This is a genomic window from Micromonospora chokoriensis (genome assembly GCF_000718555.1).
Classification (GTDB): Bacteria; Actinomycetota; Actinomycetes; order Mycobacteriales; family Micromonosporaceae; genus Micromonospora; species Micromonospora chokoriensis_B.
This window is the reverse complement of sequence record NZ_JOAN01000004.1, coordinates 247773-272718: the sequence shown is the minus strand read 5'-3', so window position 1 is coordinate 272718 and position 24946 is coordinate 247773. Positions and strand designations below refer to the sequence as shown.

At 71.1% G+C, this 24946-nt stretch carries 25 protein-coding genes; 12 read left to right on the top strand and 13 right to left on the bottom strand.

Features of this window, described 5'->3' with window-relative positions:
* Positions 1-5 precede the first annotated feature (5 nt).
* From IF46_RS0108740 to IF46_RS0108715, 6 genes are all read right to left on the bottom strand, one after another.
* The gene (locus IF46_RS0108740) at positions 6-605 is read right to left on the bottom strand and encodes a hypothetical protein (RefSeq protein WP_030487787.1); all 600 of its coding nucleotides are present in this window, start codon (positions 603-605) and stop codon (positions 6-8) included.
* A gap of 56 nt (positions 606-661) precedes the next feature.
* A complete protein-coding gene (locus tag IF46_RS0108735) occupies positions 662-2128 on the bottom strand; it encodes a sensor histidine kinase (protein WP_030487786.1) in 1467 nt (488 codons plus the stop codon).
* Entirely contained in the window at positions 2121-2813 is a 693-nt protein-coding gene (locus IF46_RS0108730) for a response regulator transcription factor (RefSeq protein WP_030487785.1), read from the bottom strand. The genes IF46_RS0108735 and IF46_RS0108730 overlap by 8 nt, the downstream gene beginning before the upstream one ends.
* A gap of 72 nt (positions 2814-2885) precedes the next feature.
* Entirely contained in the window at positions 2886-3398 is a 513-nt protein-coding gene (locus IF46_RS0108725; protein ID WP_030487784.1) for a hypothetical protein, read from the bottom strand.
* A gap of 111 nt (positions 3399-3509) precedes the next feature.
* Positions 3510-4523 carry a phosphotransferase gene (locus tag IF46_RS0108720; protein ID WP_030487783.1) on the bottom strand — a complete coding sequence of 338 codons (1014 nt, stop codon included), beginning with the start codon at positions 4521-4523 and terminating at the stop codon, positions 3510-3512.
* 58 nt (positions 4524-4581) lie between these two features.
* Positions 4582-5754: a thiolase family protein gene (locus tag IF46_RS0108715; protein WP_030487782.1), complete on the bottom strand. Its 1173-nt coding sequence runs from the start codon at positions 5752-5754 to the stop codon at positions 4582-4584.
* Between the two features lie 186 nt (positions 5755-5940).
* Between IF46_RS0108715 and IF46_RS0108710 the strand changes: the two genes are divergently transcribed.
* On the top strand, positions 5941-6366 hold the full coding sequence (locus IF46_RS0108710; RefSeq protein ID WP_030487781.1) for a PH domain-containing protein: 426 nt from the start codon (positions 5941-5943) through the stop codon (positions 6364-6366).
* Positions 6367-6433: 67 nt separating this feature from the next.
* Here the strand turns inward: IF46_RS0108710 and IF46_RS0108705 are convergent, their stop codons facing one another.
* Complete coding sequence (locus tag IF46_RS0108705; RefSeq protein ID WP_030487780.1) at positions 6434-7345, bottom strand: rhomboid family intramembrane serine protease; 912 nt, start codon at positions 7343-7345, stop codon at positions 6434-6436.
* A gap of 94 nt (positions 7346-7439) precedes the next feature.
* Positions 7440-7970: a peptidylprolyl isomerase gene (locus IF46_RS0108700; RefSeq protein ID WP_030487779.1), complete on the bottom strand. Its 531-nt coding sequence runs from the start codon at positions 7968-7970 to the stop codon at positions 7440-7442.
* Positions 7971-8054: 84 nt separating this feature from the next.
* Here IF46_RS0108700 and IF46_RS0108695 point away from each other — a divergent pair, with 84 nt between their 5' ends.
* Positions 8055-8831, top strand: a complete 777-nt coding sequence (locus IF46_RS0108695) for a hypothetical protein (protein ID WP_030487778.1) — start codon at positions 8055-8057, stop codon at positions 8829-8831.
* Positions 8832-8927: 96 nt separating this feature from the next.
* Here IF46_RS0108695 and corA read toward each other — a convergent pair whose 3' ends face one another.
* From corA to IF46_RS0108675, 4 genes are all read right to left on the bottom strand, one after another.
* A complete protein-coding gene (gene corA, locus IF46_RS0108690) occupies positions 8928-10076 on the bottom strand; it encodes a magnesium/cobalt transporter CorA (protein ID WP_030487777.1) in 1149 nt (382 codons plus the stop codon).
* Positions 10077-10393: 317 nt separating this feature from the next.
* A complete protein-coding gene (locus IF46_RS0108685) occupies positions 10394-11488 on the bottom strand; it encodes a PLP-dependent aminotransferase family protein (protein ID WP_030487776.1) in 1095 nt (364 codons plus the stop codon).
* 106 nt (positions 11489-11594) lie between these two features.
* Positions 11595-12053 (bottom strand): ester cyclase, encoded by a 459-nt coding sequence (locus tag IF46_RS0108680; protein ID WP_030487775.1) that lies wholly within the window; start codon positions 12051-12053, stop codon positions 11595-11597.
* Positions 12054-12137: 84 nt separating this feature from the next.
* Positions 12138-12530, bottom strand: coding sequence for a cyclic nucleotide-binding/CBS domain-containing protein (locus IF46_RS0108675; RefSeq protein ID WP_030487774.1), 393 nt, complete (start codon positions 12528-12530; stop codon positions 12138-12140).
* A gap of 112 nt (positions 12531-12642) precedes the next feature.
* On the opposite strand from IF46_RS0108675, the gene IF46_RS0108670 reads away from it, so the two are divergent.
* The 4 genes from IF46_RS0108670 (at position 12643) to IF46_RS0108655 (ending at position 15687) form a co-directional block, all read left to right on the top strand.
* Positions 12643-13092: an NUDIX hydrolase gene (locus IF46_RS0108670; RefSeq protein WP_030487773.1), complete on the top strand. Its 450-nt coding sequence runs from the start codon at positions 12643-12645 to the stop codon at positions 13090-13092.
* 111 nt (positions 13093-13203) lie between these two features.
* Positions 13204-13935, top strand: a complete 732-nt coding sequence (locus IF46_RS0108665; protein ID WP_030487772.1) for a sugar phosphate nucleotidyltransferase — start codon at positions 13204-13206, stop codon at positions 13933-13935.
* Positions 13923-14990, top strand: a complete 1068-nt coding sequence (locus IF46_RS0108660) for an iron-containing alcohol dehydrogenase family protein (protein WP_030487771.1) — start codon at positions 13923-13925, stop codon at positions 14988-14990. The genes IF46_RS0108665 and IF46_RS0108660 overlap by 13 nt, the downstream gene beginning before the upstream one ends.
* A complete protein-coding gene (locus IF46_RS0108655) occupies positions 14965-15687 on the top strand; it encodes a CDP-alcohol phosphatidyltransferase family protein (RefSeq protein ID WP_030487770.1) in 723 nt (240 codons plus the stop codon). Before IF46_RS0108660 ends, IF46_RS0108655 begins: the two co-directional genes overlap by 26 nt.
* A gap of 246 nt (positions 15688-15933) precedes the next feature.
* Here the strand turns inward: IF46_RS0108655 and IF46_RS0108650 are convergent, their stop codons facing one another.
* Positions 15934-17202: a glycosyltransferase gene (locus IF46_RS0108650; RefSeq protein ID WP_030487769.1), complete on the bottom strand. Its 1269-nt coding sequence runs from the start codon at positions 17200-17202 to the stop codon at positions 15934-15936.
* A gap of 24 nt (positions 17203-17226) precedes the next feature.
* Between IF46_RS0108650 and IF46_RS0108645 the strand changes: the two genes are divergently transcribed.
* The 6 genes from IF46_RS0108645 to IF46_RS0108620 all read left to right on the top strand — a co-directional run bounded on the left by IF46_RS0108645 (position 17227) and on the right by IF46_RS0108620 (position 24900).
* Positions 17227-18087, top strand: coding sequence for an Fpg/Nei family DNA glycosylase (locus IF46_RS0108645; RefSeq protein ID WP_030487768.1), 861 nt, complete (start codon positions 17227-17229; stop codon positions 18085-18087).
* Between the two features lie 263 nt (positions 18088-18350).
* Positions 18351-19922 (top strand): sugar transferase, encoded by a 1572-nt coding sequence (locus tag IF46_RS0108640; RefSeq protein ID WP_030487767.1) that lies wholly within the window; start codon positions 18351-18353, stop codon positions 19920-19922.
* Positions 19923-19961: 39 nt separating this feature from the next.
* Entirely contained in the window at positions 19962-21188 is a 1227-nt protein-coding gene (locus IF46_RS0108635; protein ID WP_030487766.1) for a sensor histidine kinase, read from the top strand.
* Positions 21185-21943, top strand: coding sequence for a LytR/AlgR family response regulator transcription factor (locus tag IF46_RS0108630; protein WP_030487765.1), 759 nt, complete (start codon positions 21185-21187; stop codon positions 21941-21943). The genes IF46_RS0108635 and IF46_RS0108630 overlap by 4 nt, the downstream gene beginning before the upstream one ends.
* A 65-nt stretch (positions 21944-22008) precedes the next feature.
* A complete protein-coding gene (locus IF46_RS0108625; protein WP_030487764.1) occupies positions 22009-22671 on the top strand; it encodes a DUF5701 family protein in 663 nt (220 codons plus the stop codon).
* Between the two features lie 153 nt (positions 22672-22824).
* Positions 22825-24900: a carboxypeptidase regulatory-like domain-containing protein gene (locus IF46_RS0108620; RefSeq protein WP_030487763.1), complete on the top strand. Its 2076-nt coding sequence runs from the start codon at positions 22825-22827 to the stop codon at positions 24898-24900.
* The last annotated feature ends 46 nt before the right edge of the window (positions 24901-24946 follow it).

Here is a 24946-nt window from a genome sequence, read left to right as displayed (position 1 = left end):
TTCGCTCACTTCGCGCGGGGAATGAGGACGAGCCGGGCCACGCCCTTGTCGCCGTCCTTCGCGCCAGCGACGCCGACCGTCGCACCGACCTTGACCTCGCTCGGCTGCACCGTGGCCCGCCGCTCGACGACCCGCAGATCGTCGCCGAACGTCCAGGTCATCGTGAAGCCGTCGGTGGACTTGACGGTCATCGAGTCGCCGTCGATCGCGGTCACCTCGCCGCGCTGCACGGCGACGGTCCGCGTACCGCCGTCCTTGGCCTTCACCACCGCCTCACCGTGCAGGGTGTTCTTGCGCAACAACACGCGGGCCTGGCGGCGCTTGCGCCACTCCTCCCCACGCTTCTCGCGGGCCTTCTCCCCGGCCGTGGGCGAGGCGCCCGGCGTCGGGGTGGCTGGTGCGGCGACGGTCTGCACGTCCAGGTCGTCGGCGTCGAAACCCATCGCGGCCAGCGCCTGACCCTCGACCCCCATGGCGGCGGCGACCTCGACTGCGGCATCCCGGGCGGGCTGGCTGGCCACCTCGGCCGCACCGCAGCCGCTGACGCCGAGCGCGACCGCCGCGAGCAGTGCCGTGGTGCCGGTGGCGAAACCCCAACGTGGCATGGTTCTCCCTCTCGTCCGTGGAGTCTTCAGCCTTCCCCGCGACGACGAGCGGATCGTCAGGCCGACGTTCGGGTCAGGTAAGGATCACCGGGCAGCCGGACCGTGAAGGCGGCGCCGCCCTCCGGCGCGTGCCCGGCGGCAATCTCCCCGCCCAGCCGGCGGACCAGCCCGGCGGCCAGCGCCAACCCCAGCCCGCTACCCACCTTGCGCACCCCTCGGTAACGCTCGTGCAGCGCACCGCGTTCGAATGCCACCGCCAGGTCGTCGTCGGTGAAGCCGGGCCCGCCGTCGCGGACCTCCAACACACCGCCGCGCGCCGGATCCGCGCCGGCCGGCCGGACCGCGAGCACCACCGGCGACCCCGGGGGTACGACCCGCAGCGCGTTCTCCAGCAACCCGTCCAGCACCTGCCGGATCCGCCCCGGATCGGTGTACACGGGCACCGGCTGACCGGGCGTCTCCACCCGGAACGGCACTCCCACCGCCGCGCATCGACCGAACCAGGTCGGCTCGGCGTCCAAGGCCAGTTGGGTCAGGTCCACCGGCACCGGTTCGAGCGGGAAGTCGGCTGCCTCCAGCCGGGCCAGTGCCAGCAGGTCACCGATCAGCCGGTCCAGGTGTTGGGCCTCGGCCAGCACCGTCCGACCGGTGTCCACCGTGTCGTCGGCACCGAGCACCCCGTCGGCGAGCGCCTCGGCGTACCCCCGGATCGCGGTCAACGGGGTGCGCAGCTCGTGCGAGACGGAGAGCAGGAACTCCCGCTGTCGGCCCTCGCTGGTGGCCAGTGCGGCGGCCAGACCGTTCAACGCCTCGGCCAGGTCGGCGACCTCGTCCGGCGGCTCGACAGGTATCCGGACGGCACGGTCACCCGCGCGCAGCCGGGCGGCGGCGGTGGCCGCGACACGGATCGGCCGGGCCAGCCGGCGGGCCAGCAGCAACCCGGCCACCACACCGGCGGTCAGCCCGGCCAGCAACGGCAACCAGAGACTGCGCAGCACCCGGGCCCACAGCCCGTTCGCCGAAGGACGGGAGAGCACCACCCCGTTTCCGCTGGGCAGGGCCCGACCCTCGACCAGGGCCTGCTTGCCGTCGACCACGCGGCGGGCCGACACGTTGCGGCCCTGCTCGATCCGCTGCACCACCCGGGGTGGCAGACCCGGCCGGTCGACCGCCCCGCGCCGGATCAGGTACGCGTCGATGCCCTGGGCGCGCAGTTGCTGGATGAGCCGCTCCTCGTCGGCGCTGCGACCCCGGTCGAGGCGGGTCCGCAGCACCTCGGCCGCGAGCCGGGCCTGCGCGGCCAGCGCCTCCTGATCGCGTCGCTCCGCGCCACGGATCGCCAACGGCACCGCGACGATGGCGGTGACCAGCACCGACACCAGCGCCACCGCGCAGGTGACGAGCACCGCTCGGGCGGTAAGCGTACGGCCGAATCGACCTCGTCGAGGCGCGACGGGTGGGCCGGTGCCGACCACCGGCAGGGCCATGGTCGGCGACTCGGCGCGGCGGGGATGGTCAGGCATCGACCGCGTACCCCACACCTCGATGGGTCCGGATCACGCTCGCCGGGCCGAGTTTCGCCCGCACCTGGGCGACGTGCACGTCCACCGTCCGGGTGCCAGCGTGCGCCGCGTAGCCCCAGACCCCGGCCAGCAGCTCCTCCCGGGTGAAGACCCGACCGGGCCGGCCCATCAGGTGGGCCAGCAGGTCGAACTCGGTCGAGGTGAGCTGCACCGGAGCGCCTGCGGCGGTGACCGTACGGCGGGACGGGTCGAGCGTCACCGGGCCGACCACTCGTGGCCGGTCCGCACCCTCCGGGCCACCGGCGGCACGGCGCAGCACCGCGCGCACCCGGGCTACCAACTCGCGCGGGCTGAACGGCTTGGTGACGTAGTCGTCGGCACCCAACTCCAGGCCGACGATCCGATCCACCTCGTCGTCCCGGGCGGTGAGGAAGATGACCGGGGTCCAGTCACCGGCCTCGCGCAGTTGGCGGCAGATCTCGGTGCCGGCCAGGCCGGGCAGCGCGATGTCCAGGACGCAGGCCACCGGGCGCAACCGGCGGGCCGCACTCAGACCGGCCTCACCGTCGCGTTCCAGGTGGACGCCGAACCCGTCCCGGGTGAGGTAGAGCCGGACCAGGTCGGCGATGGCCGGCTCGTCCTCCACGACGAGGACGAGCCCGCGATGCGGTGGTTCGACGGTCACCGACCCATGATTGCCGACCCGGCGGCTCCAGTGCGATCGGTGCGTGTTCGAGTTCGGTAAAGGCAGGTGGCGTCAGCTCACCGCGGCGGGGCGGAAGACGCTGGGCCGTACGGCGGCCGGCGCGTCACCGATGGTCTTGACGATCCGCTCACGGGAGGCCCGCAGGCGGGTCCGGAAGGCGTGGTTGAGCAACGCGTCGAGCTGCCACACCCGCTTCGGGTGGCTGGTGCGGATCAGGAACCGCTCACGGATCCCGTCGATCGCGGTCGCCGCCAACTCGACCGACTGCAGCCGCGGGTCGGGGCTCCAGGTCACGTTGCTCAGCTCGCGTAGCTCGGTGTTGAGGTGCAGGCGCAGGCGGTGCAGCAGGCGGGTCTGCTGGGTCACCACCAGGCTGCGGTGGGTGAGTAGTAACAGGTAGTCGCCGGTGACCGGGCGGTCGGGGCGGCTGCAACGGGTGACCAGGATTGTGGCGTCACCGGAGCCGACACAGCGCCGGAAGACCGGCATGTGCCGGCTCACCGTCTGCACGGCCAGGCCAGCCTCAGCGGCGGCCGGGAGGAACGTTCGGGAGAAGACGTCCATGACGTGCCCAACGACCTCACCAGCGGGGTGACGTGGGTCACGCGGGTTTTTTGGAAGTTCCACGCGGCCTGTCGCACTGCCTGTCCGACTTCTGACTCGGACGGATCTCGGTCAGGAGTTGGGCTGAAGTGGACTGGCGGCGAACAGCTCCTCCAGCCAACCCGGGACCGCGTCGGCGTACTCGGCACGGGACTCCTCGGCGGTATCCAGTGCGCGACGCCAGGAGAGCGACCGGCTCACCGGGCCCAGGTCGATCGCCAGGTCGGCGGCCTCGACGAGAGTCCGGCGGTCGTACCGGTCGGTCCACGCCTCCAGGTAGGCGTCGCGCAACCGAACCAGTTGGGCGTCGTCGGCTGCCAGCTTCTGCGCGTGCCCGATGGAGCGCAGGGTCACCAGCAGCGTGCCGAACGGGTGCGCCACCGAGGCGTCGCCCCAGTCGAAGTAGCGGTAACCAGCACTGCCTGCGAAGACGTTGCCGTCGTGCAGGTCGTCGTGCTGCACGGTCGCCGCAATGCCGATGTCGGCGAGGCGACGGCACCGCTGCGTGTACGACGGGACCTCGGCCCGAAGCCGCTCGTGCAGGGCCGGACTGAGCCCGCCCTCGGCGCCGATCAGCAGCGCGTCGTGATCGTCGAGCAGCTCGACGAAGAGGCCGGCCAGCACCTCGGGACGCTGATCCGGCACGCCCCGGGCGACCAACTCGTCGGCATGTGCCGCGCTCGCCAGTTGGAGCGCCGCGTACCCGGGCAGCGCCCGCTCCCAGTGCGCCAGGTCGGGGTCACGCCCCAGCACGTCGCGCAACGACTCGCCACCGTCGGGCAGCAGCGACCAGCCCTGCGCCGGGTCCACCGCGATCGGCGTCAGCACCCGGGCGGGCGTCAACTGGGCGAGCGCCGCGATCAGGACGGCCTCGTGCACCGTGCCCGGGTTGTTGGCCTTGAACCAGACCGGACCGTCGTCGGTGGGCACCCGCCAGACCAGCGACCAGGGCCGCACCCGGGGCTCCACCAGCCCGGTCACCCGCCGGCCCGTCCGGCTCAGCTGCGCGTCGACCCAGGACCGGGCCCGCACCTGCCACTGCTCGCTGGACCACTCGGGGGTGCGCTCACCGTCGATCGTCGTCACGCTGGGCACCTTAGGCGGCTCTTCCGGGTCTCGGCGAGGTGTTTTCGCAGAGCGCGGGTCAAACCAGCTCGACGATCGTGGCGTTGGCCATGCCGCCGCCCTCGCACATGGTCTGCAGGCCGTAGCGGATCCCGTTGTCCCGCATGTGCTGAAGCATCGTGGTCATGATCCGGGCACCGGAGCCGCCGAGCGGGTGACCGAGGGCGATCGCCCCGCCGCGCGGGTTGAGCCGCTCCGGGTCCGCCTCGGTCTCCGCCAGCCAGGCCAGCGGCACCGGGGCGAACGCCTCGTTCACCTCGTACACCCCGATCTCCTCGATGCCCAGCCCCGCGCGGCGCAGCGCCTTCGCGGTGGCCGGGATGGGTGCCGTGAGCATGGTGACCGGGTCGTCGGCGGCGACCACGGCGGTGTGGATCCGGGCCAGCGGGCGCAGGCCGTGCCGGCTGGCCCAGTCGGAGGTGGTCACCGCGAGCGCTGCGGCGCCGTCGGAGATCTGGGACGCGGACCCGGCGGTCACCACGCCGTCGGCGCGGAACGGGGTGGCCAGCTCACCGAGCTTCTCCAGCGAGGTCTCCCGGCGGATGCCCTCGTCGGCGGCGAACTTGCCACCGTCGGCGAGCGGCACCGGGGTCAGCTCCGGGTCGAACGCTCCGGCGTCCTGTGCGGCAGCCGCCTTCTCGTGGCTGGCCAGCGCGAACTCGTCCAACTGCGTACGCGAGAGGCGCCACCGCTGGGCGATCAGCTCGGCCCCGACCCCCTGGTTGAACGGCAGCGGCGCGTCGTCGGCGAAGCCCTCGACGCCCCGGTAGCGAGCGCGCAACTGATCACTGAAGGGCATGCCGCCGGCCACACTGGAGCCCATCGGCACCCGGGTCATCGACTCGACGCCGCCGGCGACCACCAGGTCGGCCTGGCCGGAGAGCACCGTCGCGGCGGCGAAGTGCAGGGCCTGCTGGCTGGAGCCGCACTGCCGGTCCAGGGTCGTGCCGGGCACCGTCTCGGGCCAGCCGGCGGCCAGCACGCCGTTGCGGGCGATGTTCCATGACTGCTCGCCGACCTGGGACACGCAGCCCCAGAAGACGTCGTCGACCTGGGCCGGGTCGATCCCGGTGCGCTCGGCGAGGGCGCGCAGCACGTGTGCCGAGAGGTCGACCGGGTGGACGCTGGCGAGGCTGCCCTTGCGCCGCCCGACCGGGGTCCGTACCGCGCCGACGATGACCGCGTCACTCATGTTTACTCCCCGGTAACTTGGGCTGCCCCGATCCTACGCCCAGGGCACTGCCCCCAGACCCTCCCGCGTCGATCATGGAGTGGTGGTGGGCAGAAGTTTCCACTTCGCACCATATGTGGGGCAGCACAACTGCATGATCGATCCGCGCGAGGCTACGATCCGGCGAACCGCTGGCATGCTGGGCGGGTGGATGAGATCTCCCCGGCCCGGCAGTGGCGAGTTCCGGCGAGCCTACCGGCGGCGAAACTCGCCGGCGCGGTTCTGCTGATCGCACTCGGGTTGCTCTTCGCCGACGGCGACGCGGTCCGGCTGGTGCTGGCCCTTCTGGCCGCCGCCGCGCTGGTCGGCTGGGCGGTACGCGACCTGATTGCACCGGTCAGATTGGCGGTTGATCCGACCGGACTCACCGTCATCCACGGGTTCGCCGGCCACCGGCTGCTGCCCTGGGCGACTGTCGAGGCGATCACCGTGGACCGTCGACCACGGTTGGGGCTGACGTCCGAGGTCCTGGAGATCGACACCGGCGAGTCGCTGCACCTCTTCGGCCGATTTGAGCTGGGCACCACCCCGGAAGAGGTAGCCGCCGAGCTGCGCGCCGCCCGCCGCTCCTGACCCCCGAGATCTTGGAAGGAAGGTGCCTTGCCGGGGGCGGTTTCCTTCCAAGATCTCGGTCGAGCTGTCAGCCGAGTAGCTGGGCGGTGCGGAAGAGGACCAGGGCTAGCAGGATCAGCAGGATGATCGCGCCGCCGGCGACCTGCACCAACGTGCGTCGGCTGCGTGGCGCGTACGCGAGCACCAACGCCATCAGCGCGCCGACCACCAGCCCGCCCAGGTGCCCGGGGATCGAGATGCCCGGCACGGCCAGCGTGAAGACCAGGTTGATCACCAGGATCGGGATGATCCGGGAGATGTCCCGACCGAGCTTGCGCTCGATGATGATCAGCGCGGCGAAGAGACCGAACACGGCGGTCGACGCGCCGACAGTGGCCGCCCTCGGGCTGCTGAACAGGTAGGCCGCCACGTTGCCACCGAGGCCCGCGATCAGGTAGAGCGCGGCGAACCGCACCCGCCCGAGGTTGGCCTCCAGCGACCGGCCGAGCACCCACAGCGCCCACATGTTGAGCAGCAGGTGGAGCACGCCGTAGTGCAGGAACATAGCGGTGACCAGCCGGTACCACTGACCCTCGGCGATCCCGCCAAGCGTGTAGTCGGAGAGGTAGGCCCGGCCGAGCACCGCACCCCACTCGGTCAGCGGCGTGCTGCCACCCATCAGGCCGCCAAAGCCGGACCCGCCCACCGCCGCGTCCCCACCCCGGGCGGAGGCGATGGAGAGCAGCAGGAACAGCGCGTTCACGGCGATCAGGGCCTTGGTGACATAGCCGTGCCGGCCGGCCGTACCGCCACCGAAGGCGGTACGCGCCGGCCGGACACTGCGACGTCCTTCGTCGACGCACTCCGGGCACTGGTGCCCGACCGACGCCTCCCGCATGCAGTCCGGGCAGATCGGCCGGTCGCAGCGGGTGCAGCGGACGTAGGTCTCCCGGCCGGGGTGCCGGTAGCAGACCGGGGTGGTCGGCGGAGACTCGCTCACCGGGCCGACCCTCCGTCCGCCACCACACGGTCCACCGGCACCGGCCGTGCTCCGGAGCGCTCAATCATGCGAGCAAAGGTACCTCGCCGTTCGCTCAGGAAGCGGACCGCTCGATCTCGACCCGCTCGATGACGACGTCCTGCAGCGGACGGTCGCTCGGACCGGTCGGGGTGTTCGCGATCGAGTCCACGACCTTCACCGACTCCTCGTCGGCGACCTGGCCGAAGATGGTGTGCCGGTTGTTGAGGTGCGGCGTCGGGGACACGGTGATGAAGAACTGCGAACCGTTGGTGCCCGGCCCGGCGTTCGCCATCGCCAGCAGGTAGGGACGGTCGAACCGCAGCTCCGGGTGGAACTCGTCGCCGAACTTGTAGCCCGGTCCGCCCCGACCGGTGCCGGTCGGGTCGCCCATCTGGACCATGAAACCGCTGATCACCCGGTGCGAGATGGTGCCGTCGTAGTACGGACCACTGCCCGGCTGACCGGTGCGCGGGTCGGTGTATTCCTGGTTGCCCTCGGCCAGGTCGACGAAGTTACGGACGGTCTTCGGCGCGTGGTTGGGGAAGAGCTCCAGCCGGATCGGGCCGGCGTTGGTGTGCAGGGTGGCGTAGACAGCCTCGGCCACGGGTACTCCTCACTTGTGGGTCAGTTCCATGCGGATCCTCCCATGTGCCCGATCTGGCATCGCGGAGGCATCCGAAGGTGGAGGATGACGAAGGAACAACTCCCAGGAGGTAGGACCGTGTTTGGATTCGGGCGGCGTAAGTCCCAGGGGCAGCTGGCCAGGGCCGAGCTGAACCAGAGCATCAGCCACCTGATGCAGGCAGCCAATCACGCCGCGATGGGCGCTGGAGCGACCGTCGGCCCGCGGGTCCAGGTGGCCCGGGCCTACGTCGGGCCGACCGCGGCGAAGGTACGCGACCGCGCGTCGACCGGCTGGGGGACGACTCTCACCACGCTGGCACCGCTGGCGGCGGCAGCCCGTGACGGCGCCGCGCAGGCCGGGCCGCTGACCAGGAAGGCCAAGTCGAAGACCATGCGGATCACCGGTAAGAAGAAGCAGCCGCGCCGTCGCGGCTCGATGATGACCGGCCTGTTGGCGGCCGGTGCGATCGCCGGCCTGGCCGGCGCGGTCGCCCTGCGTCGGCGCCGGGAGCAGCAGGAGTGGGCCGAGTACGACCCGACCAGCACCCTGGAGCCGATGCGCGACGAGGTCGACTCGATCGAGGTGCGCACGCCGTCCGCCGCCCGGGGGTCCGACGGGTCCGCCATGACCGGCGCGGCGGGGATGACCGGCGCGGGCAGCTCGGCGGTGGCCGGCGGCCCGAGCGCCAGCACCACTGGCACGACCAAGCAGGCCACCGTCCGCCCGACCGACAAGGTCCCGTCGGTCGCCGAGGGCGCCACGGACATCACCGGCCGGCCGACCGACGACCTCACCAAGGCGCTGGGCAAGGACACCGCCCGCACCAACGGCCGTCGCTGAGGTCGACGACAGCGCAGCGGGCGCCGGCGACGCGGAATCAACCCCGCTCGCCGGCGCTTGCGCGTACCCGCGTGTGGGTGCCGGCCGCCTCGCGGTCTAGAGCCAGCCGTTGCGGCGGAACCAGCGGTAGAGGGCCAGCGAGACGCCGAGCATGAGGGCCAGCGCCACCGGATAGCCGTACGTCATCTTCAGCTCGGGCATGTTGTCGAAGTTCATGCCCTCGACGCCGGCGATGGAGGTCCAGACCGCGGCGATGGCCGCCCACGCGGCGATCTTGCGCATGTCGTTGTTCTGGTCGACGGTCACCTGGGCCAGCCGCGCCTGGAGGATCGAGTTCAGCAGGTCGTCGTAGGAGTTCACCTGCTCCACGGTGCGGCTCAGGTGGTCCTGCACGTCCCGGAAGTAGCGGCGAACCTCCTTGGGCACCTCCCGGTTGACCTGGGAGGTAAGCGTCATCAGCGGCCGTTGCAACGGCATCACGGCCCGCTTGAACTCCACCAGCTCCCGCTTCATCTGGTAGATCCGCTGGATCCGCCCGTGGCCGTGCCGGTCGAAGACCTCCGCCTCCAACACGTCCAGGTCGTCCTCGATCTGCTCGGCCACCTCCAGATAGAGGTCGACCACCCGGTCGGTCACCCCGTACGCCACCGCCCACGGGCCGTGCAGCAGCAACTCCTGCTTGCTCTCCAGGTCGGCGCGGATCGGGGCGAGCCGGCAGGCGTCCCCGTGCCGGACGCTGATCACGAAGTGCGGGCCGATGAAGAGCATCACCTGCCCCGTCTCCACCACCTCGGAGTTCTCGGTCAGCTCGGTGTGCTCGCAGTAGCGGGCGGTACGCAGCACCAGGAAGACGACGTCGCCGAAGCGCTCCAGCTTGGGGCGCTGCTCGGCCTTGACCGCGTCCTCGACGGCCAACTCGTGCAGACCGTAGGTCTCCGCGATGGCGGTCATCTCGGCCAGCTCCGGCTGGTGCAGACCTATCCAGACGAAGCCGTGCTCCTCGCGGCGGGCCTCGGCCAGCGCCTCCGCGTACGTCCAGTCACCGGGCTTGCGCTTGCCGTCGACGTAGAGCGCGCAGTCGACCACCGCGCTGCGCCCGGTGTCGGTGGGTGCCGGAGCGGGCGGCGAACCGTCGGCGTTGAGGATCCGGGTCATCGCCCGGACCGGGGAGGGCCACGCCCGAGGTCGCAGTACCCGACCGGTGCTCGACGGCGCCGTCCGGTCCCGCTCTGTCCGATCCGTCATCGCGTCACCTCCCGCGCTCAGCTCAGCTGCGGATTGCAGGCTACGCCGACTGAGGTCGAGGGCAGGTGTGACGGCGGTCGCGTGCGGGGGCGGCGCCGGGCGGGCCGGGCCGCATCAGGGGGGTGTGCGGGGACGACACGGCCCACCCGGCACCTGTGGGGGGCGGGAGGTTGTGCTGCCGCGTCACCCCGGTCAGGGCCGGCCGTGGTCTTCTCAGCTGACCGGTGACGCTCGCAGCATTGTGGGCCAGCCGACCGCCCGGTGGGGAGCCCTGGGGCGGCCGGCATCGTCGTTCTGTCAGGAACCCGACAGATGAATCAGCTACGAACTGCCTCGACGGCCTCCGCGAGCCGCCGGACACCCTCGTCGATCCGGTCGGCGGTCACCGCCGAGAAGGCCAGCCGGAGAGCGTGCCGCCCGCCGTCCAACACGAAGTCGCTGCCCTTGACCACGGCGACCCCGCGCTCGGCGGCCGCCGGGGCGAGCCGATCGACGAGCACGTCCTCCGGGAACTCCACCCAGAGGAAGTAGCCACCGTCGGGCTCCACGAACCGCGCCTGCGGCAGGTGCCGGCGCAACGACTCGGCGAGCACGCGGGCCCGCTCGCCCAGTGCCGCCCGGACCGTCTCGATCGAGCGGTCGATGTCACCCGAGACGCAGAACTGGTGCACGATCGCCTGGGACACCATCCCCGGGGAGATGTAGAGGCTCGTCGCGTTCTTCGCGATGGAGGCGATCAGGTCGGCCGGGCCGACCAGGTAACCGACCCGCACACCCGGGCAGACCGTCTTGGTGAAGCTCGACGCGTGGACCACCACGTTGCGGGTGTCCAGCGAGAGCATCGACGGCAGCGCCTCGCCACGGAAGCGGATGTCCGCGTACGGGTCGTCCTCGAAGATCGTGAACTCGTACTCGGCGGCCAGGTCGAGCAGCTCCCGGCGCTTCTCCAGCGACAGCGTCATGCCGGCCGGGTTCTGGTAGTTCGGGATGACGTGGGCGAGCCGGGGCCGGACCCCGGACTCCAGCAGCTTGCGCAGCTCGGCAGTGTCCAGGCCATCCGGCTGCACCGAGATGCCATGCAGCTCGCTGCCCATCCGCTGGAGGTTGAGCAGCGTCCGGTCGTACGTCGGGCGTTCCACCACCACCGCGTCGCCGGGGCGCACCAGGTGGTCGAAGAGGAACGCGTCGGCCTGGAGCGACCCGTTGGTGACAAGCACCTGGTCTGCCTCGACCCCGTGCTTCTCGGCGATCCATTTCCGCAGCGGAAGGTAACCGACGGAGGTGCCGTACGCCGTTACCCCCGCAGGGTCGGCGTCGAAGGCGCGGACGGCGGCGGCCTTGAGCCCCTCGACATCGACGATGTCCAGCGAGGGAGCCCCACGGGCAAAGGAGATCAACTGCTCGGCGGTCATGGATGTTGAGCGTACGGGCGGCGGCGGGCAACGCGCGGACGGCACGGCGATGTCCGCATCCTGAGCCACCGGGTCGGGTGACCCCACTGCCCCAGTCGGCGACAGATCAGACCGGAAGGGCGAGCGCGTCGTGGTGCGCCGCCCGGGAAAGTCCCTCCAGCTGCACGCCGAGCGCGTCCAGGAGCTGGCTCCAGTCGAAGTAGGAGCGCCAGGCGGTGATCCGACCCTTGCGGGCCCGGACCACGTCGGCCACCTCCCAGCTCACCAGGCGGCCGGTCGGCGCGACGGTGCCGTACGGCGAATGCAGAGTGCCGGTGTGGGTGCCGGTCAGACGCACCTCGACAGCAGCGCCACCACCGGTGCGGACCACGCCCATCGGGTCGACGCGCAGATCTCCGAAGGCACCGGTCCAGGTGCGCAGGAGCGCGGGCAGCTCGATCGGACGGACCGTCACACCCGGCATGGAGTAGAACGCCTCCGGGGCGTAGAGGTCCGGCAGCCGGGCCACGTCCCGGCGCAGGAGCATGGCGTACTGCTGCTCGACCAGCCGCTCCGCGTCGCGCATCGGGACCTCCCCCACGGGCCACGGCATCTCCGCGCCCGCGAGGGATGTCTACCCGCCCGTCCTGATCGACACACCTGTGCCCGGTCAGGTAGTGGCGACCGCCTGACTCTCCGACCAGACCCGCATGATGTCCCGGACGGAGATCACGCCGGCCACCTCCCGGCCGTCCAGCACCACCAGGTGCCGGAACCCGCCCCGGGCCATCGCGGCGGCAGCCTCGGCCACCGTCCATTCCGGCCCCGCGTAGACCACGTCCCAGGTGAGGTGGGCACCAGTGCGTTCCACGTCGCAGTCCAGGCCGGCGCCGATGGCCTTCAACACGTCGCGTTCGGTCATGATCCCGACGCCCTCGGAATCCGGGTCGATCACGACCGCCGACCCGACACCGCGGGCCGACATCATCCGGGCCGCCTGGCGGAGCGTGTGCTCCGGACCGACGACGAGGACCTGGCTGGACATCGCATCCCGTACCTGCATCACGCATCACCCCTTTGGGACGGTGGCATTCGGTACGGACATGGTGGTCGGTGGATGTTTCCGGGACAAGAGCGGCATCGCACATGCTGCGGACGCTGGCTACTGTCGGACGGTGTCCACCGAGCCCCTGCGCTGCGCCGGCGCGCTGATCGTCGACCACGACGGCCGCATCTTCTTTCAACGCCGCTCACCGCACCGACGGCTCTTTCCCAACTGTTGGGACATCGTCGGCGGCCACCTGGAGCCGGGCGAGGACATCGACGAGGCACTGAGCCGGGAGATCACCGAGGAGACCGGCTGGGTCCTCTCGCACGTCCTGGGCCAGGTCGGCGAGTACAGCTACGTCGGCGACGACGGCCTGGCCCGGACCGAACACGACTTTCTGGTCCGCGTCGACGGTGACCTCGACCGCCCGACGCTGGAGGCCGGTAAGCACACCGAGTACCGCTGGCTCGCCGAGCACGAGGTGACCCTGCTGGACGAGCACCGCGACGTCAACGACGGGCTGATCCGGCGGATCGCGGAGGAGGGCTTCGCCGTCCTGCGGTCGATCGGGCTCTGAACGCCATCTTGCGGGCGGCGTTGCCCGGCTGACCCGGTTGGCCGGAGCGGCACACCCGGCCGGCGCTATCCTCCAGCGGTGACGGGGAGCAGGACGAGGGAGGATGTCGCGATGATCGGAATGGTGCTCGCGGCCGGAGCGGGACGACGGCTGCGCCCGTACACCGACACCCTGCCCAAGGCGTTGGTGCCGGTGGACGGCGAGACCACGATCCTGGACATCGCGCTGGGCAACCTCGCCGAGGTCGGGCTCACCGACATCGTGATCGTCGTCGGCTACGCCGCGGACGCGGTCCGCGAGCGGCAGGCCGACCTGGAGAAGCGGTACGGGGTCACGCTCACCCTGGTGCACAACGACAAGGCCGAGGAGTGGAACAACGCCTACTCCCTCTGGCTCGCCCGGGAGTACTTCGCCCGCGGGGTGCTGCTGGTCAACGGTGACACCGTGCACCCGGTCAGCGTGGAGAAGACCCTGCTCGCCGAGCGTGGGCCGGGCATCCTGCTCGCCGTGGACACGCTCAAGCCGCTCGCCGAGGAGGAGATGAAGACCACCTTCGACGCCGCCGGCCAGCTCACCCGGATCACCAAGCTGATGGACCCGGGCGAGGCGTACGGGGAGTACATCGGCGCGACGCTCATCGAGCCGCAGGTCGCCGACGCCCTCGCCGACGCGCTCGAGGCGACCTGGCGACGGGACCCGAACCTCTACTACGAGGACGGCTACCAGGAGTTCGCCGAGCGGGGCGGGGAGGTGCGGGCGGCACCGATCGGTGACGTCCCGTGGGTCGAGGTCGACAACCACGCCGACCTGGCCCGCGCGCGGGAGATCGCGTGCCGCTACTAGCTCGCAGCGTCCTCACCCCGCTGCACATCGACGTACGACGCGGGGCCGTCGCCGACCTTGGCGCGATCCTGGCCGACGGGCGGATCTCCTCCGGCGGTGACGTCGCGGTGGTGGTCGGCCCGGGTCAGGGTGCCCAGATCGCTGAGCTGATCCGACCGTCGCTGCGCTCGGCGGACGTGTTCACCGTCTCCGGTGGGACGCTTGACGCCGCCGACGACCTGGGCGGCAAGCTCCGCACCCGCTCCTACGACGCGGTCGTCGGGATCGGCGGCGGCAAGACGATAGACGTCGCCAAGTACGCGGCCACGCGCCGAGGGCTGCCGATGGTGTCGGTGGCGACCAGCCTCGCCAACGACGGGATCGCCTCCCCGGTGGCCAGCCTGATCACCGACGGGATCAAGGGCTCCTACGGCGTGCACATCCCGATCGGGGTGATCGTCGACCTGGACTTCGTGGAGAGCGGCCCGGATCGGCACAACCGGGCCGGCATCGGCGACGTGATCAGCAACATCAGCGCCCTGGCCGACTGGGAGCTGTCCCGGCAGGTACGCGGTGAGCGGGTCGACGGGCTGGCCGCCTCACTCTCCCGAGCGGGCGCCGAGGCGGTGCTCAACCACCCGGGCGACATGAGCGACGACGCCTTCGTCATCGTCCTCGCCGAGGCGTTGATCTCCAGCGGCCTGGCGATGGCGGTCGAGGGCACCAGCCGTCCGTGCAGTGGCGGCTGCCACGAGATCATGCACGCGGTCGACGCGCTCTTCCCCGGCACCGCCTCGCACGGCGAGCTGGCTGGGCTCGGAGCGCTGTTCTGCACCTGGCTGCGCGGAGACCTCCGCCGCTTCGGCGAGATGTCGGCCTGCCTCGCCCGGCACGGTCTGCCCCGACTCCCGGCCGAGGTAGCCCTCACCGACGACCAGTTCATCGAGGCGGTGCAGTTCGCGCCGCGTACCCGGCCGGACCGCTACACCATCCTCGAACACCTGGCGCTGTCGCCTACCGAGACCCGGGAGCGGCTGGCAGACTACGCCGGTGCAATCCGAGACCAGCTTGGCTGACCCCCGTCCCACCATCGCCGACTTCCACCGGGTGAACCGGGGCGGCGGCCTGTTCAGCGAGTCGATCAGCCAGTGGCTGGGGGCCGTCTTCGCGCTCGTCGCCCAGCGGCTCGGGCTGCGCCCCACCGCGTTGTCCATCGCCAACCTGGTGCTCGGGCTGGCCACCTCGGTCGCCGTGGTGGCGCTCGCCGGCCCGGTCGCCGCCGGGGACGTACCGGCCTGGGTGGTCGGCCTGCTCGCCCTGATCGGCTGGCAGGTGGCGTACTCCCTGGACTGCGCCGACGGGCAGCTCGCCCGGGTGACCGGCCAGGGCAGCGCGTCCGGCGCCCGCGTCGACGTGCTCTGCGACGTAGCTGCGCAGATCGCCCTGGTGGCAGCGTTGGCCGCCACCGCCGTGGCGCAGGAGCCGTCCACGCCGACCTGGTTCGTGGCGACCTTCGCGGGCACCTGGATGGTCAACCTGGTGACGTCGGTGATGCAGGCCGGCCCGAACGCGGCCAGCATGGTCACCTCGACCTCACTGCCGGTACGCCTGGTGAAGCTGGTCCGCGACTACGGCGCGGTGATCTTCGTGGCCGCCCTGGTGCTCGCCGTGGCCCCCGCGCTGGTCCTCTGGGTGATGATCGCCTTCACGATCGTCAACGGCGGCTTCCTGCTGGCGAGCATCGCCTTCTCGGCCCGCGCCTCGCTGCGCTGACCCACACCCACGCCGGGCCACCCCTCAACACCAGTGCAAGATCGCGGGGCAGGGCCGGCCCGCCCTCGTCGATCAAGGAGTTGTGGTGCCCGGCTTGGCATGATGCGGGCACTTTGTCACCCACCACAACTCCATGATCGACGCAGCAGCACGGGGTTGACGAATAATCACTCCGTCTAACGATCTTGCTCTCGCGGGGTCGCGGGCGGACCAGGACAAGGGCGCCTGGGGGCAGGGCGGGGTAGGTCAGACGTGGTTGGGGGTGCGGGCCAGGCCCGCGTAGATGTCGATGAGCCGCTTGGTGACCACGTCGGGGTGGAAGGTGCGCTCGTAGCGGGCGCGGGCGGCCAGGGTCAGCCCGACCGCGCCGGCGCGGGCCACCGGCAGGGCGGCCGCGAGCGCGGCCGGCTCCGGGGCGACCACCCAACCGGCCTCGCCCAGGCCGATCCCCGCCGGCATGGGTGCCCCGCCACCCCCGGCGACCGCGGAGGCGTTCTCGGCGGGCCCGGTGCCGGCTGGCTCGTGCGGGGCGTCGGCCCCGACCAGGTACGGGATGCCGCCCAACGCCGTACCGAGCACCGGCCGGCCGTTCGCCAACGCCTCGATGATCACGGTGGGAAGCACGTCGTGCCACATGGCGGCGGCGATCACGACCGCGCTCGCCTCGACCGCGGCCTGCACGCCGGCCCGGTCGAGCTGACCGAGGTAGACCACGTCGGGTCGCTCGGCGGCGGCCGCCTCCACGAGTGGGCGCAGCTCACCGTCGCCGGCCACCCGCAGCGTGCCCAGTGAGCCCACCGGGTGCCGACGCCAGGCGTCCAGCAGCAGGTCGACGCCCTTCTCCGGGGAGAGCCGGGCCATGTAGAGGAACCCGTCACCGAGCGGCGCCGGCCGACCCGGGTCGGGTACGGAGTTCGGCTTCACCACGATGCGTTCGTCCGGAATGCCGTAGTCGCGGAGGTGGTCGGCGATCGCCGAGGTGAGCGCGATGTACCGATCCACCGAGCGCCAGGTGCCCCGGTGCACGGCCAGGGTGGTCGCCATCAGCGCGCTCTGCGCCGCCGAGTCGCGGTAGCAGCGGTGCTTGATCGCCGGCACGCCCAGCACTCGGCCCTTGCAGTCCTGACAGATCACGCCGTCGCGGAAGTAGATCCCCGACGAGCAGACCTGCCGGTAGTTGTGCACCGTCTGCACCACCGGCACGCCGTGCCGGTGCGCGGTCCGCACCACCCAGGGCGAGATCAGGGGGTACGGGTTGTGCAGGTGCAGAACGTCCGGTCGGTGCTCGGTGAGCAGCCGGCTCAGGTCGTGCTGCGCGCGCGGAGCCCAGATCGGCGAGATCGGCAGCAGCGCCTTCGCCGCCTTCGACATCGACGGGATCTCGTCCGAGCTGCGGATGAACGGCAGCACCTCGACGCCAGCGGCGGTGAGCTGAGCGATCTCCGAGTCGACGATCGTGTTCTCACCGGAGGGCTGGGCTTCCCGGTACCGGTTGTGCGCCACCACGATTCTCACGGGAAAGAAGGCTACCGTTGGCTGGTGCCCGAACTACCGGAGGTTGAGGCGCTCGCGGGTTACCTGCGTCAGCGCGCGGTGGGGCGGCGTGTCGACCGGCTGGAGATCGCCGCGATCAGCGCCCTGAAGACGTACGAGCCGGCTCCGACCGAGGTCGCCGGTCGGGCGGTGGTCGACGCCAGTCGACACGGCAAGTTCCTCGACGTGCTCTTCGAGGGTGACCTGCACCTGGTGGTGCATTTGGCGCGGGCGGGCTGGCTGCACTACCGGGAGGCGTTCCCCGCCACCACCCCGCTGCGTCCAGGCAAGGGCCCGATCGCGGTACGCGTACGCCTGGATGACGGTTCCGGCTTCGACCTCACCGAGGCGGGCACCCAGAAGAAGCTGGCCGCGTACCTGGTCACCGACCTCGCGGCGGTCCCCGGGGTGGCCAAGCTGGGCCCGGACGCGCTCGCCGCCGACCTGCCCACCTTCGCCGAGCGGCTGCGCAGCCGGCGGGGGCAGGTCAAGGGGGTGCTTACCGACCAGTCGGTGCTGTCCGGGGTGGGCAACGCGTACTCGGACGAGATCCTGCACGCCGCGAAGCTGTCCCCGTTCGCGATCACCGATCGGCTCACCGACGCCCAGATCGCCACCCTGCACGCCGCCACCCGACAGGTTCTCGGCGACGCGGTCGAGCGGTCCCTCGGTCAGCGGGCCGCGGAGCTGAAGGGCGAGAAGCGCTCCGGGCTGAAGGTGCACGCCCGCACCGGGCTGCCCTGCCCGGTGTGCGGCGACACCGTACGTGAGGTGTCGTTCGCCGACTCCAGCCTTCAGTACTGTGCGACCTGCCAAACCGGCGGAAAGCCACTCGCTGACCGTCGGTTGTCCCGTCTCGTACGGTGAGTAATTCCACTCCACGACTACAGAGCGGAATCGCCCTCACTGAGTGGAAGCTCCGGTCCGCCGTTCTCGCCACGGGCGCATCCATCGGTATAGTGGCCCGGTCCCCGGCTTCTGAAATGGTGCGGAGCCGGCCAGATCCCGCCGGCACCATCGGTCGCGAATCTCCTTCGGGACGGCGACCGGTCGGAGCCCACGTGGGAGACTGGGACGGTGGGCGACCGGGTCCTCACGCCGAGTGAGCGGCTCGTGTCATGCGGGAGGACATGGGTGAGGTGACGGCAAGCCTCCAGCGCCCGGTATCCAACGAAGGCCGGAGCAGACTCGTGCGGCACGTCGACAGCTTCGAGATCCAGCCGCCGACGCCGCCGTCACACAACGGCGTCCCCCGGTCGGCGTGGACCAGGGCGCGACGTCGTGTGTCCCGCTGGCACCGGCCCTACATCGCGACCCTGCTGTTGCTCGACTTCGCCTCGGCGGCGTTCGCCAGCTGGATCGCGATCCAACTCTTCGACCAGGCTGCCTCCGGGTTCTCCGGCACCAAGCAGGACCCGACCTGGTTCCACACGATCTCCTACCTGCTGCTGCCGCTCGGCTGGGTGGTCATTCTCTGGAGCAACCGGGCGTACGACCGGCGCTACCTGGGGCTCGGCCCGGACGAGTTCAAGCGGGTGATCCGAGCCTCGGTGACGGTGGCCGCGAGCGTCTCCTTCCTCGCCTTCTCCACCGTGACTCAGCTGTCCCGGTTCACCGTGGGCACCGCGCTGGTCGGCGCGACGCTGCTGATCCTCTGGGGCCGTTTCGTGGCCCGTTGGGCGTTGCACTACATCCGTCGGCGGGCTGGTCAGGCCGCGCATCGGATGGTGCTGGTCGGCACCCTGCCGGAGTGCCTGGAGGTCTACGCGGCGGTCACCCGCAACCCGAACGCCGGGCTGATGCCCGTCGCCATCCACATCACCGACGGGTACGCGGCGGCCCGCGGGATGCCGACCCCGGTTCCGGTGTACGCCGGACGCGACGTGCTGGCCCTGGTCCGCGAGGTCGGCGGGGACACCATCGCCGTCTGCGGGTCGGCCAGCGCCGAGCCGGGCGAGCTGCGCCGGCTGGCCTGGCAACTGGAGGGCTCCGGCGTCGACCTGGTGGTCGCCCCGCAGCTCACCGACATCGCCGGTCCCCGGGTGCACATCCGGCCGATCGAGGGTCTGCCGCTGCTGTACGTCGAGGAGCCGACGCTCTCCGGGCCGGCGCTGCTGGCCAAGAACCTGATGGACCGGGTCGCCGCGGGCCTCGGCCTGCTGCTGCTGATCCCGCTCTTCCTGGCCATCGCCGTGGCGATCGGGATCTCCGACCGTGGGCCGGTCTTCTTCCGCCAGCCCCGGGTGGGGCACGAGGGACGCACGTTCCGGGTGTGGAAGTTCCGGACCATGTACGTCGACGCCGAGGATCGGCTGGCCAGCCTGGTCGACCGGAACGAGACCGACGGCATGCTGTTCAAGATGAAGGAGGACCCTCGGGTCTTCACGGTCGGTCGGTTCCTGCGGGCCACCTCGCTGGACGAGCTGCCGCAGCTGATCAACGTGCTCTGGGGTGAGATGTCGCTGGTCGGGCCCCGCCCGCTGCCCGCCGACGACGGTGACTTCCTCGGTGACGTCCGCCGCCGTCTGCTGGTCCGCCCCGGCATGACCGGCCTGTGGCAGGTATCCGGCCGCTCCGACCTGTCCTGGGACGAATCGGTCCGACTGGACCTCTACTACGTCGACAACTGGTCACTGGCGTACGACCTGAGCATCCTGTGGCGCACCGTCGGGGTGGTGCTCGCCCGCAAGGGCGCGTACTAGGGGGTTGGCGCGCCGGCTCGCAGCGGCGAGGATCGCTGCGTGGCTGCCAACCTCTCCGCCGTGGTCGGCGTCGTCTCACTCGTCACCGCGCTGACCGCAGCCCTGTTGGCGGTGCTGCGGCTGCGGGCCCGCCGTGGCATCGCCACCGCCACCCAGCGGGCCACCTACGAGGTGCTGCACGCCGCCGGCCTGGCCGCGGAGCCGCTGCGAGCGGGGCTGAGCGCGGCGGGCGCGGCGAAGGCCGTACGCCATCTGCGGGCTCTGGTGGGCGCGGCCGGGCTGGCGCTCACCGACGCCGACCGGCTGTTGGCCCTCGACGGGCGCGGCACGCACCACGGGGAGCAACTGCTCGCGGCGGCCCAGCGGACGGTGGACACCGGCCGCTCGACGGTGCTGGGTGAGCAGGATCTGCACTGCGACCGGGTCGACTGCCCGATCCGAGGGGCGGTGGTCGCGCCGTTGCTGGGGGCGGACGGCCGGGTGGTCGGCGCGCTGGTGGCAGTCGCCGACAGCCCACCACCCCCGGGGCTGGTGCAGGCCACCCTGGAGACGGCGCACTGGGCCGGCAACCAGCTCGCCCTGGCCGAGTTGGACTCGTCGCGGGAGCGGCTGGCCCGCGCCGAGATCCGCGCGCTGCGGGCGCAGATCAGCCCGCACTTCATCTACAACGCGCTGACCGCGATCGGCTCGTTCGTGCGCACCGATCCGGAGCGGGCCCGGGAGCTGATCCTGGAGTTCGCCGAGTTCACCAGGTACTCGTTCCGGGCGCACGGGGAGTTCACCACGCTGGCCGAGGAGCTGCGGTCGATCGACCGCTACCTGACCATCGAGCGGGCCCGGTTCGGCGACCGGTTGCAGGTGCGGTTGCAGATCGCCCCGGAGGTGCTGCCGGTGACGCTGCCGTTCCTCTGCCTCCAGCCGTTGGTGGAGAACGCGGTTCGCCACGGGTTGTCCCGCAAGCCGGGCACGGGCATGGTGAGCATCGAGGCCCGGGACGCGGGGGCCGAATGCCACATCACGGTGGAGGACGACGGAGTGGGAATGGATCCGACCACGCTGACCGCCGGCATCGCCGAGCTGGCCCGCGGCACCGGCGACCCAGCTGACGACAACGGCCAGCACGTCGGCCTCTCCAACGTCGACGAGCGGTTACGGTCGGTCTTCGGCGACCGGTTCGGCCTGGTCGTGGAGACCGGGCTGGGCTCGGGCACGAAGGTGAGCATGCGGGTGCCGAAGTTCCACCCCGGCGTACGGGCCGGGTCGTGACCACCGGTTTCCTGCGGGTCCTGGCGGTGGACGACGAGCCGCCCGCGCTCGACGAGTTGGCGTACCACCTGCGGGCCGACCCCCGGGTGGCCCGGCTGCACACGGCCGGGGATGCCACCGAGGCGCTGCGGTTGCTGCGCGACGGCGACGTGGACGTGGTCTTCCTCGACATCCGGATGCCCGGCCTGGACGGCATGGAGCTGGCCCGGGTGCTGCGGCGCTTCGCTCGACCACCGGCGATCGTGTTCGTCACCGCGTACGACGACGGCGCGGTGGACGCGTTCGATCTGGGCGCCACCGACTACGTCCGGAAACCGGTTCGCGCCGATCGGCTGGCCGAGTCGCTACGTCGGGTGATCGGGTCGCGGGTGGTGCCGTCGCACCCGGCGGCGCTGGCCCGCGCCGAGGAGGACCCGACAATCCCCATCGAGTTGGCCGGCACCACGCGGATGCTGCCCCGCTCGGCGGTGCGGTGGGTGGAGGCGCAGGGGGACTACGCCCGGTTACACACCGCCGAGGGGTCGCATCTGGTGCGGGTCTCGCTGGCCACGCTCGCGGAGCGTTGGGCCGATGCCGGTTTCGTCCGAGTGCACCGGTCGTACCTGGTGCAGTTGAAGTTGATCGCGGAGCTGCGGCTGGTCAACTCCGGCTACGTCGTGGTGATCGACTCCACCGAGCTGCCGGTGAGCCGGCGGCACACCCGGGAGCTGAAGGACAAGCTGGTCAGGGCCGCGAAGCAAGATTGGAGTCGTTGAGTCGGGAATACCAGGACCCTTTCCGTACGTCGTACGATAGTCCGTACGACTTCTGGGAGGCCGCCGTGACCGAAGCCTTGTTCGACGCCGACACCGAATTCGACCGTCAACTCGACCGACTGATCCAACTCGGCTACCCCGCTCTCGCCGGGCTGACCGAGAACGCCTTCCGCGACCTGGTCGCGCCACTGCGGGCCAGCGCGGTCGAGGGCACCGCCGGGCTGTCCGCCCCCACCGACGCCCGCGTGCCGTTCCTGCTTGTCACCACCCGGGACCTGATCGGGGTGCCGGAACGGGTGCAGCTCACCACGCTGGCCGGCAAGCGCAAGCCCGGCGTCGTCGACCGGAACTACGCCGAGGACGACCTGCCCCGCTTCGACCCGATCAAGGAGTTGGAGGTGCCGGCCGGGCCCGCGTACCTCCTCTTCGACGTCGACCGGGGCGAGGAGTTCCGCAACCTGGCCCCGGCGACAGCCATGGAGGGGATCACTGCCCAGGGCCGACTGCCACTCAGCATCGACGAGGGCCTCGCGTTCATCACGCTGCACCCCGCTGCGCTGGCCAGCAACCGGTGCTTCTCGCTCGTCGGCTCCCGCTGCGGCGACAAGCGGGTGCCGGCGCTCTGGATCAGCCAGGGCGCACCCAAGCTCGGCTGGTGCTGGTATGGCAACCCGCACACCTGGCTCGGCTCCGCCTCCGCCCGCCCGGAGCGGATCGGCCTGGAGTGACGAGAGCGCGAACGCACTGCGCGTAACCGCTCCCGCACCGTCTTATGTGGACGATCTGACCTATTCTCCTGGTGCCGATTTTCTTACGGGGCAGCGGATCGGTGCGGGCGGAGCCTGCTCAGGCTGCCCCACCACCCTCACGTTGGGACATTGATGCAGCTACACCCAGCCCGCCGCGCCCTGCTGGCCGGCGCCATCGTGGCGGCACTCGTGCTGCCCGGTGCCACCCCGGCCCAGGCCGCCGACACGGGGGCGGTCAGCGGACGACTGACCACCAGCGCCGGCACCGCCGCCGCAGACGTTTTCGTGCAGCTCTACAAGCCCGGAAATTACTCAAGCATCGGCTCCACCAACACCGACGCCGACGGCAACTACACCTTCGACGGGCTGACCGCCGGTTCCTACGTCGTGGGCTTCGTCCCCTGGCCACAGCCCGACCAGTACCACCACCAGAAGTTGGAGCTAACGGACGCCGACCCGGTGACCGTCTCGGCTGGTGCCACCACCACTGTCGACGAGCAACTCTTCGCCACCGGCACGATCGCTGGCCGGATCATCGACGATGCCGGCAACCCGAAGGCGGGCCTGAGCGTCGACGCCATCGAGACCGACACGTACCGCCGCGCCATTGGTCGTACCGACGGGGATGGCAGGTTCACCATCCCCGCGCTGCCCGGCCGCTACCGGGTGACCTTCAACCCGATCGAGGGCTCGAACCAGGTCCAGTACGTCCCGGGGAAGCTCGACGAGGAAGGCGCGCGCGTCTTCGACGTCAGGGGCGACGAGACGACCGAGGTGAACGAAACGGTGCTGCCGGTCGGTGTGCTCACCGGCCGCTTCACCACCACCGCTGGCGCGCCTCTCAACAGGGCAAGTGTCAACATCGGTACCGCCAACAACGGCGGCATCGCCTGGAGGGAGACCGACCCGAACGGTGAGTTCACCGCGCACCTGTTGCAGGGCTCCTACCAGGTGAAGTTCTCCACCAGCAGCCGGGAGCAGTACTACCGCGGCAAGCTGACCGCCGAAGACGCCAACCTCGTTCAGATCCGGGGCGGGCGGCAGACGAGCATCGCCGACAGTCTGCTGGCCACCGGCTCGGTCGCCATCTCCGCCGTCAACTCGGTCACCGGCGCCCCGGTCACCAACTTCTGTAACGACGACCAGTGCAGCAACGGCAGCGGCACGCTGATCATCAGCGGCCTGCCGCAGGGTCGCCACGACCTTCGCCTGTACGCGCCCGACAAGCTCTTCTTCCCGCGGGACCTGTCCCGGGTACGTGTCGATGCGCAGGCCACGACCCGGCTGACCGTGAAGTTGCGGCCGGGCGCGGTCATCAACTCCACAATCGTCGACCGGCAGACGGGCACGCCGCTGTCGAGCGTCTGCCTGGACGCGTTCCTGCCCAAGCAGGCAACAGCTCGGGACGGCTACGGCGAGTGCAGCGACCGCAACGGCCGGATCAAGGTGGGACCGCTCACCGCCGGCAGCTACAAGCTCTTCGCGGTGCCACAGGACGACGCCTACGGTCGCCAGTGGGTCGGCAGCGACGGTGGGACCGGCGATGAGCGGCAGGCGGTCACCGTCGTCGCCACCGTCGGGCAGGTGACGACGGGTCCGCAGGTCAGGATCGACCGGGCGGGCACCGTCACCGGCACGGTCACCGACGCGGCGACCGGCAAGCCGATCGAGGACATCGCCGTATCCGCGCTGACCAGCCACCCGGGGGTCGGCGCCCACGACGCGACGACCGACGAGAACGGCGTCTACACGGTCCGGCGGCTCGGGCCGTACGCCTGGCCGCTGATCTACGGCGACGAGCAGTACGCCCGCGAGTGGTCGGGCGACAAGCCGAGCCGATTCACCGCCACCCCGGTGACCGTCACCGCCGGTGCGGCCACCACCCAGGACGTCCAACTCGGCAAGGGCGTCGAGTTGACCGGGACCTTCCGCACGCCGGACGGCACCTCCTTCACCGATGGTTGGGTCCTTGCCCACAGCGTCGACACCGGGGACATCACCGGTAACGGCTGGATCGCCGACGGGAAGTTCAGCATCCGTCTCAACGGACCGCAGCGGATCTTCCTCACCTACAACGCCTCCCTAGGTGCGGAGCAGGTCGACGGTCGCTACCTGGTGACCCAGCCGGACGGCACCCGCAAGCTGGGGCGGTTCTCCGTACCGGCCAGCGGCAGCATGTCCGTGGACCTGGTCGTACCGACCAGCTGACGGTTCGACGTAGCGGGGCCGGTGGCACTGTGCCACCGGCCCCGCC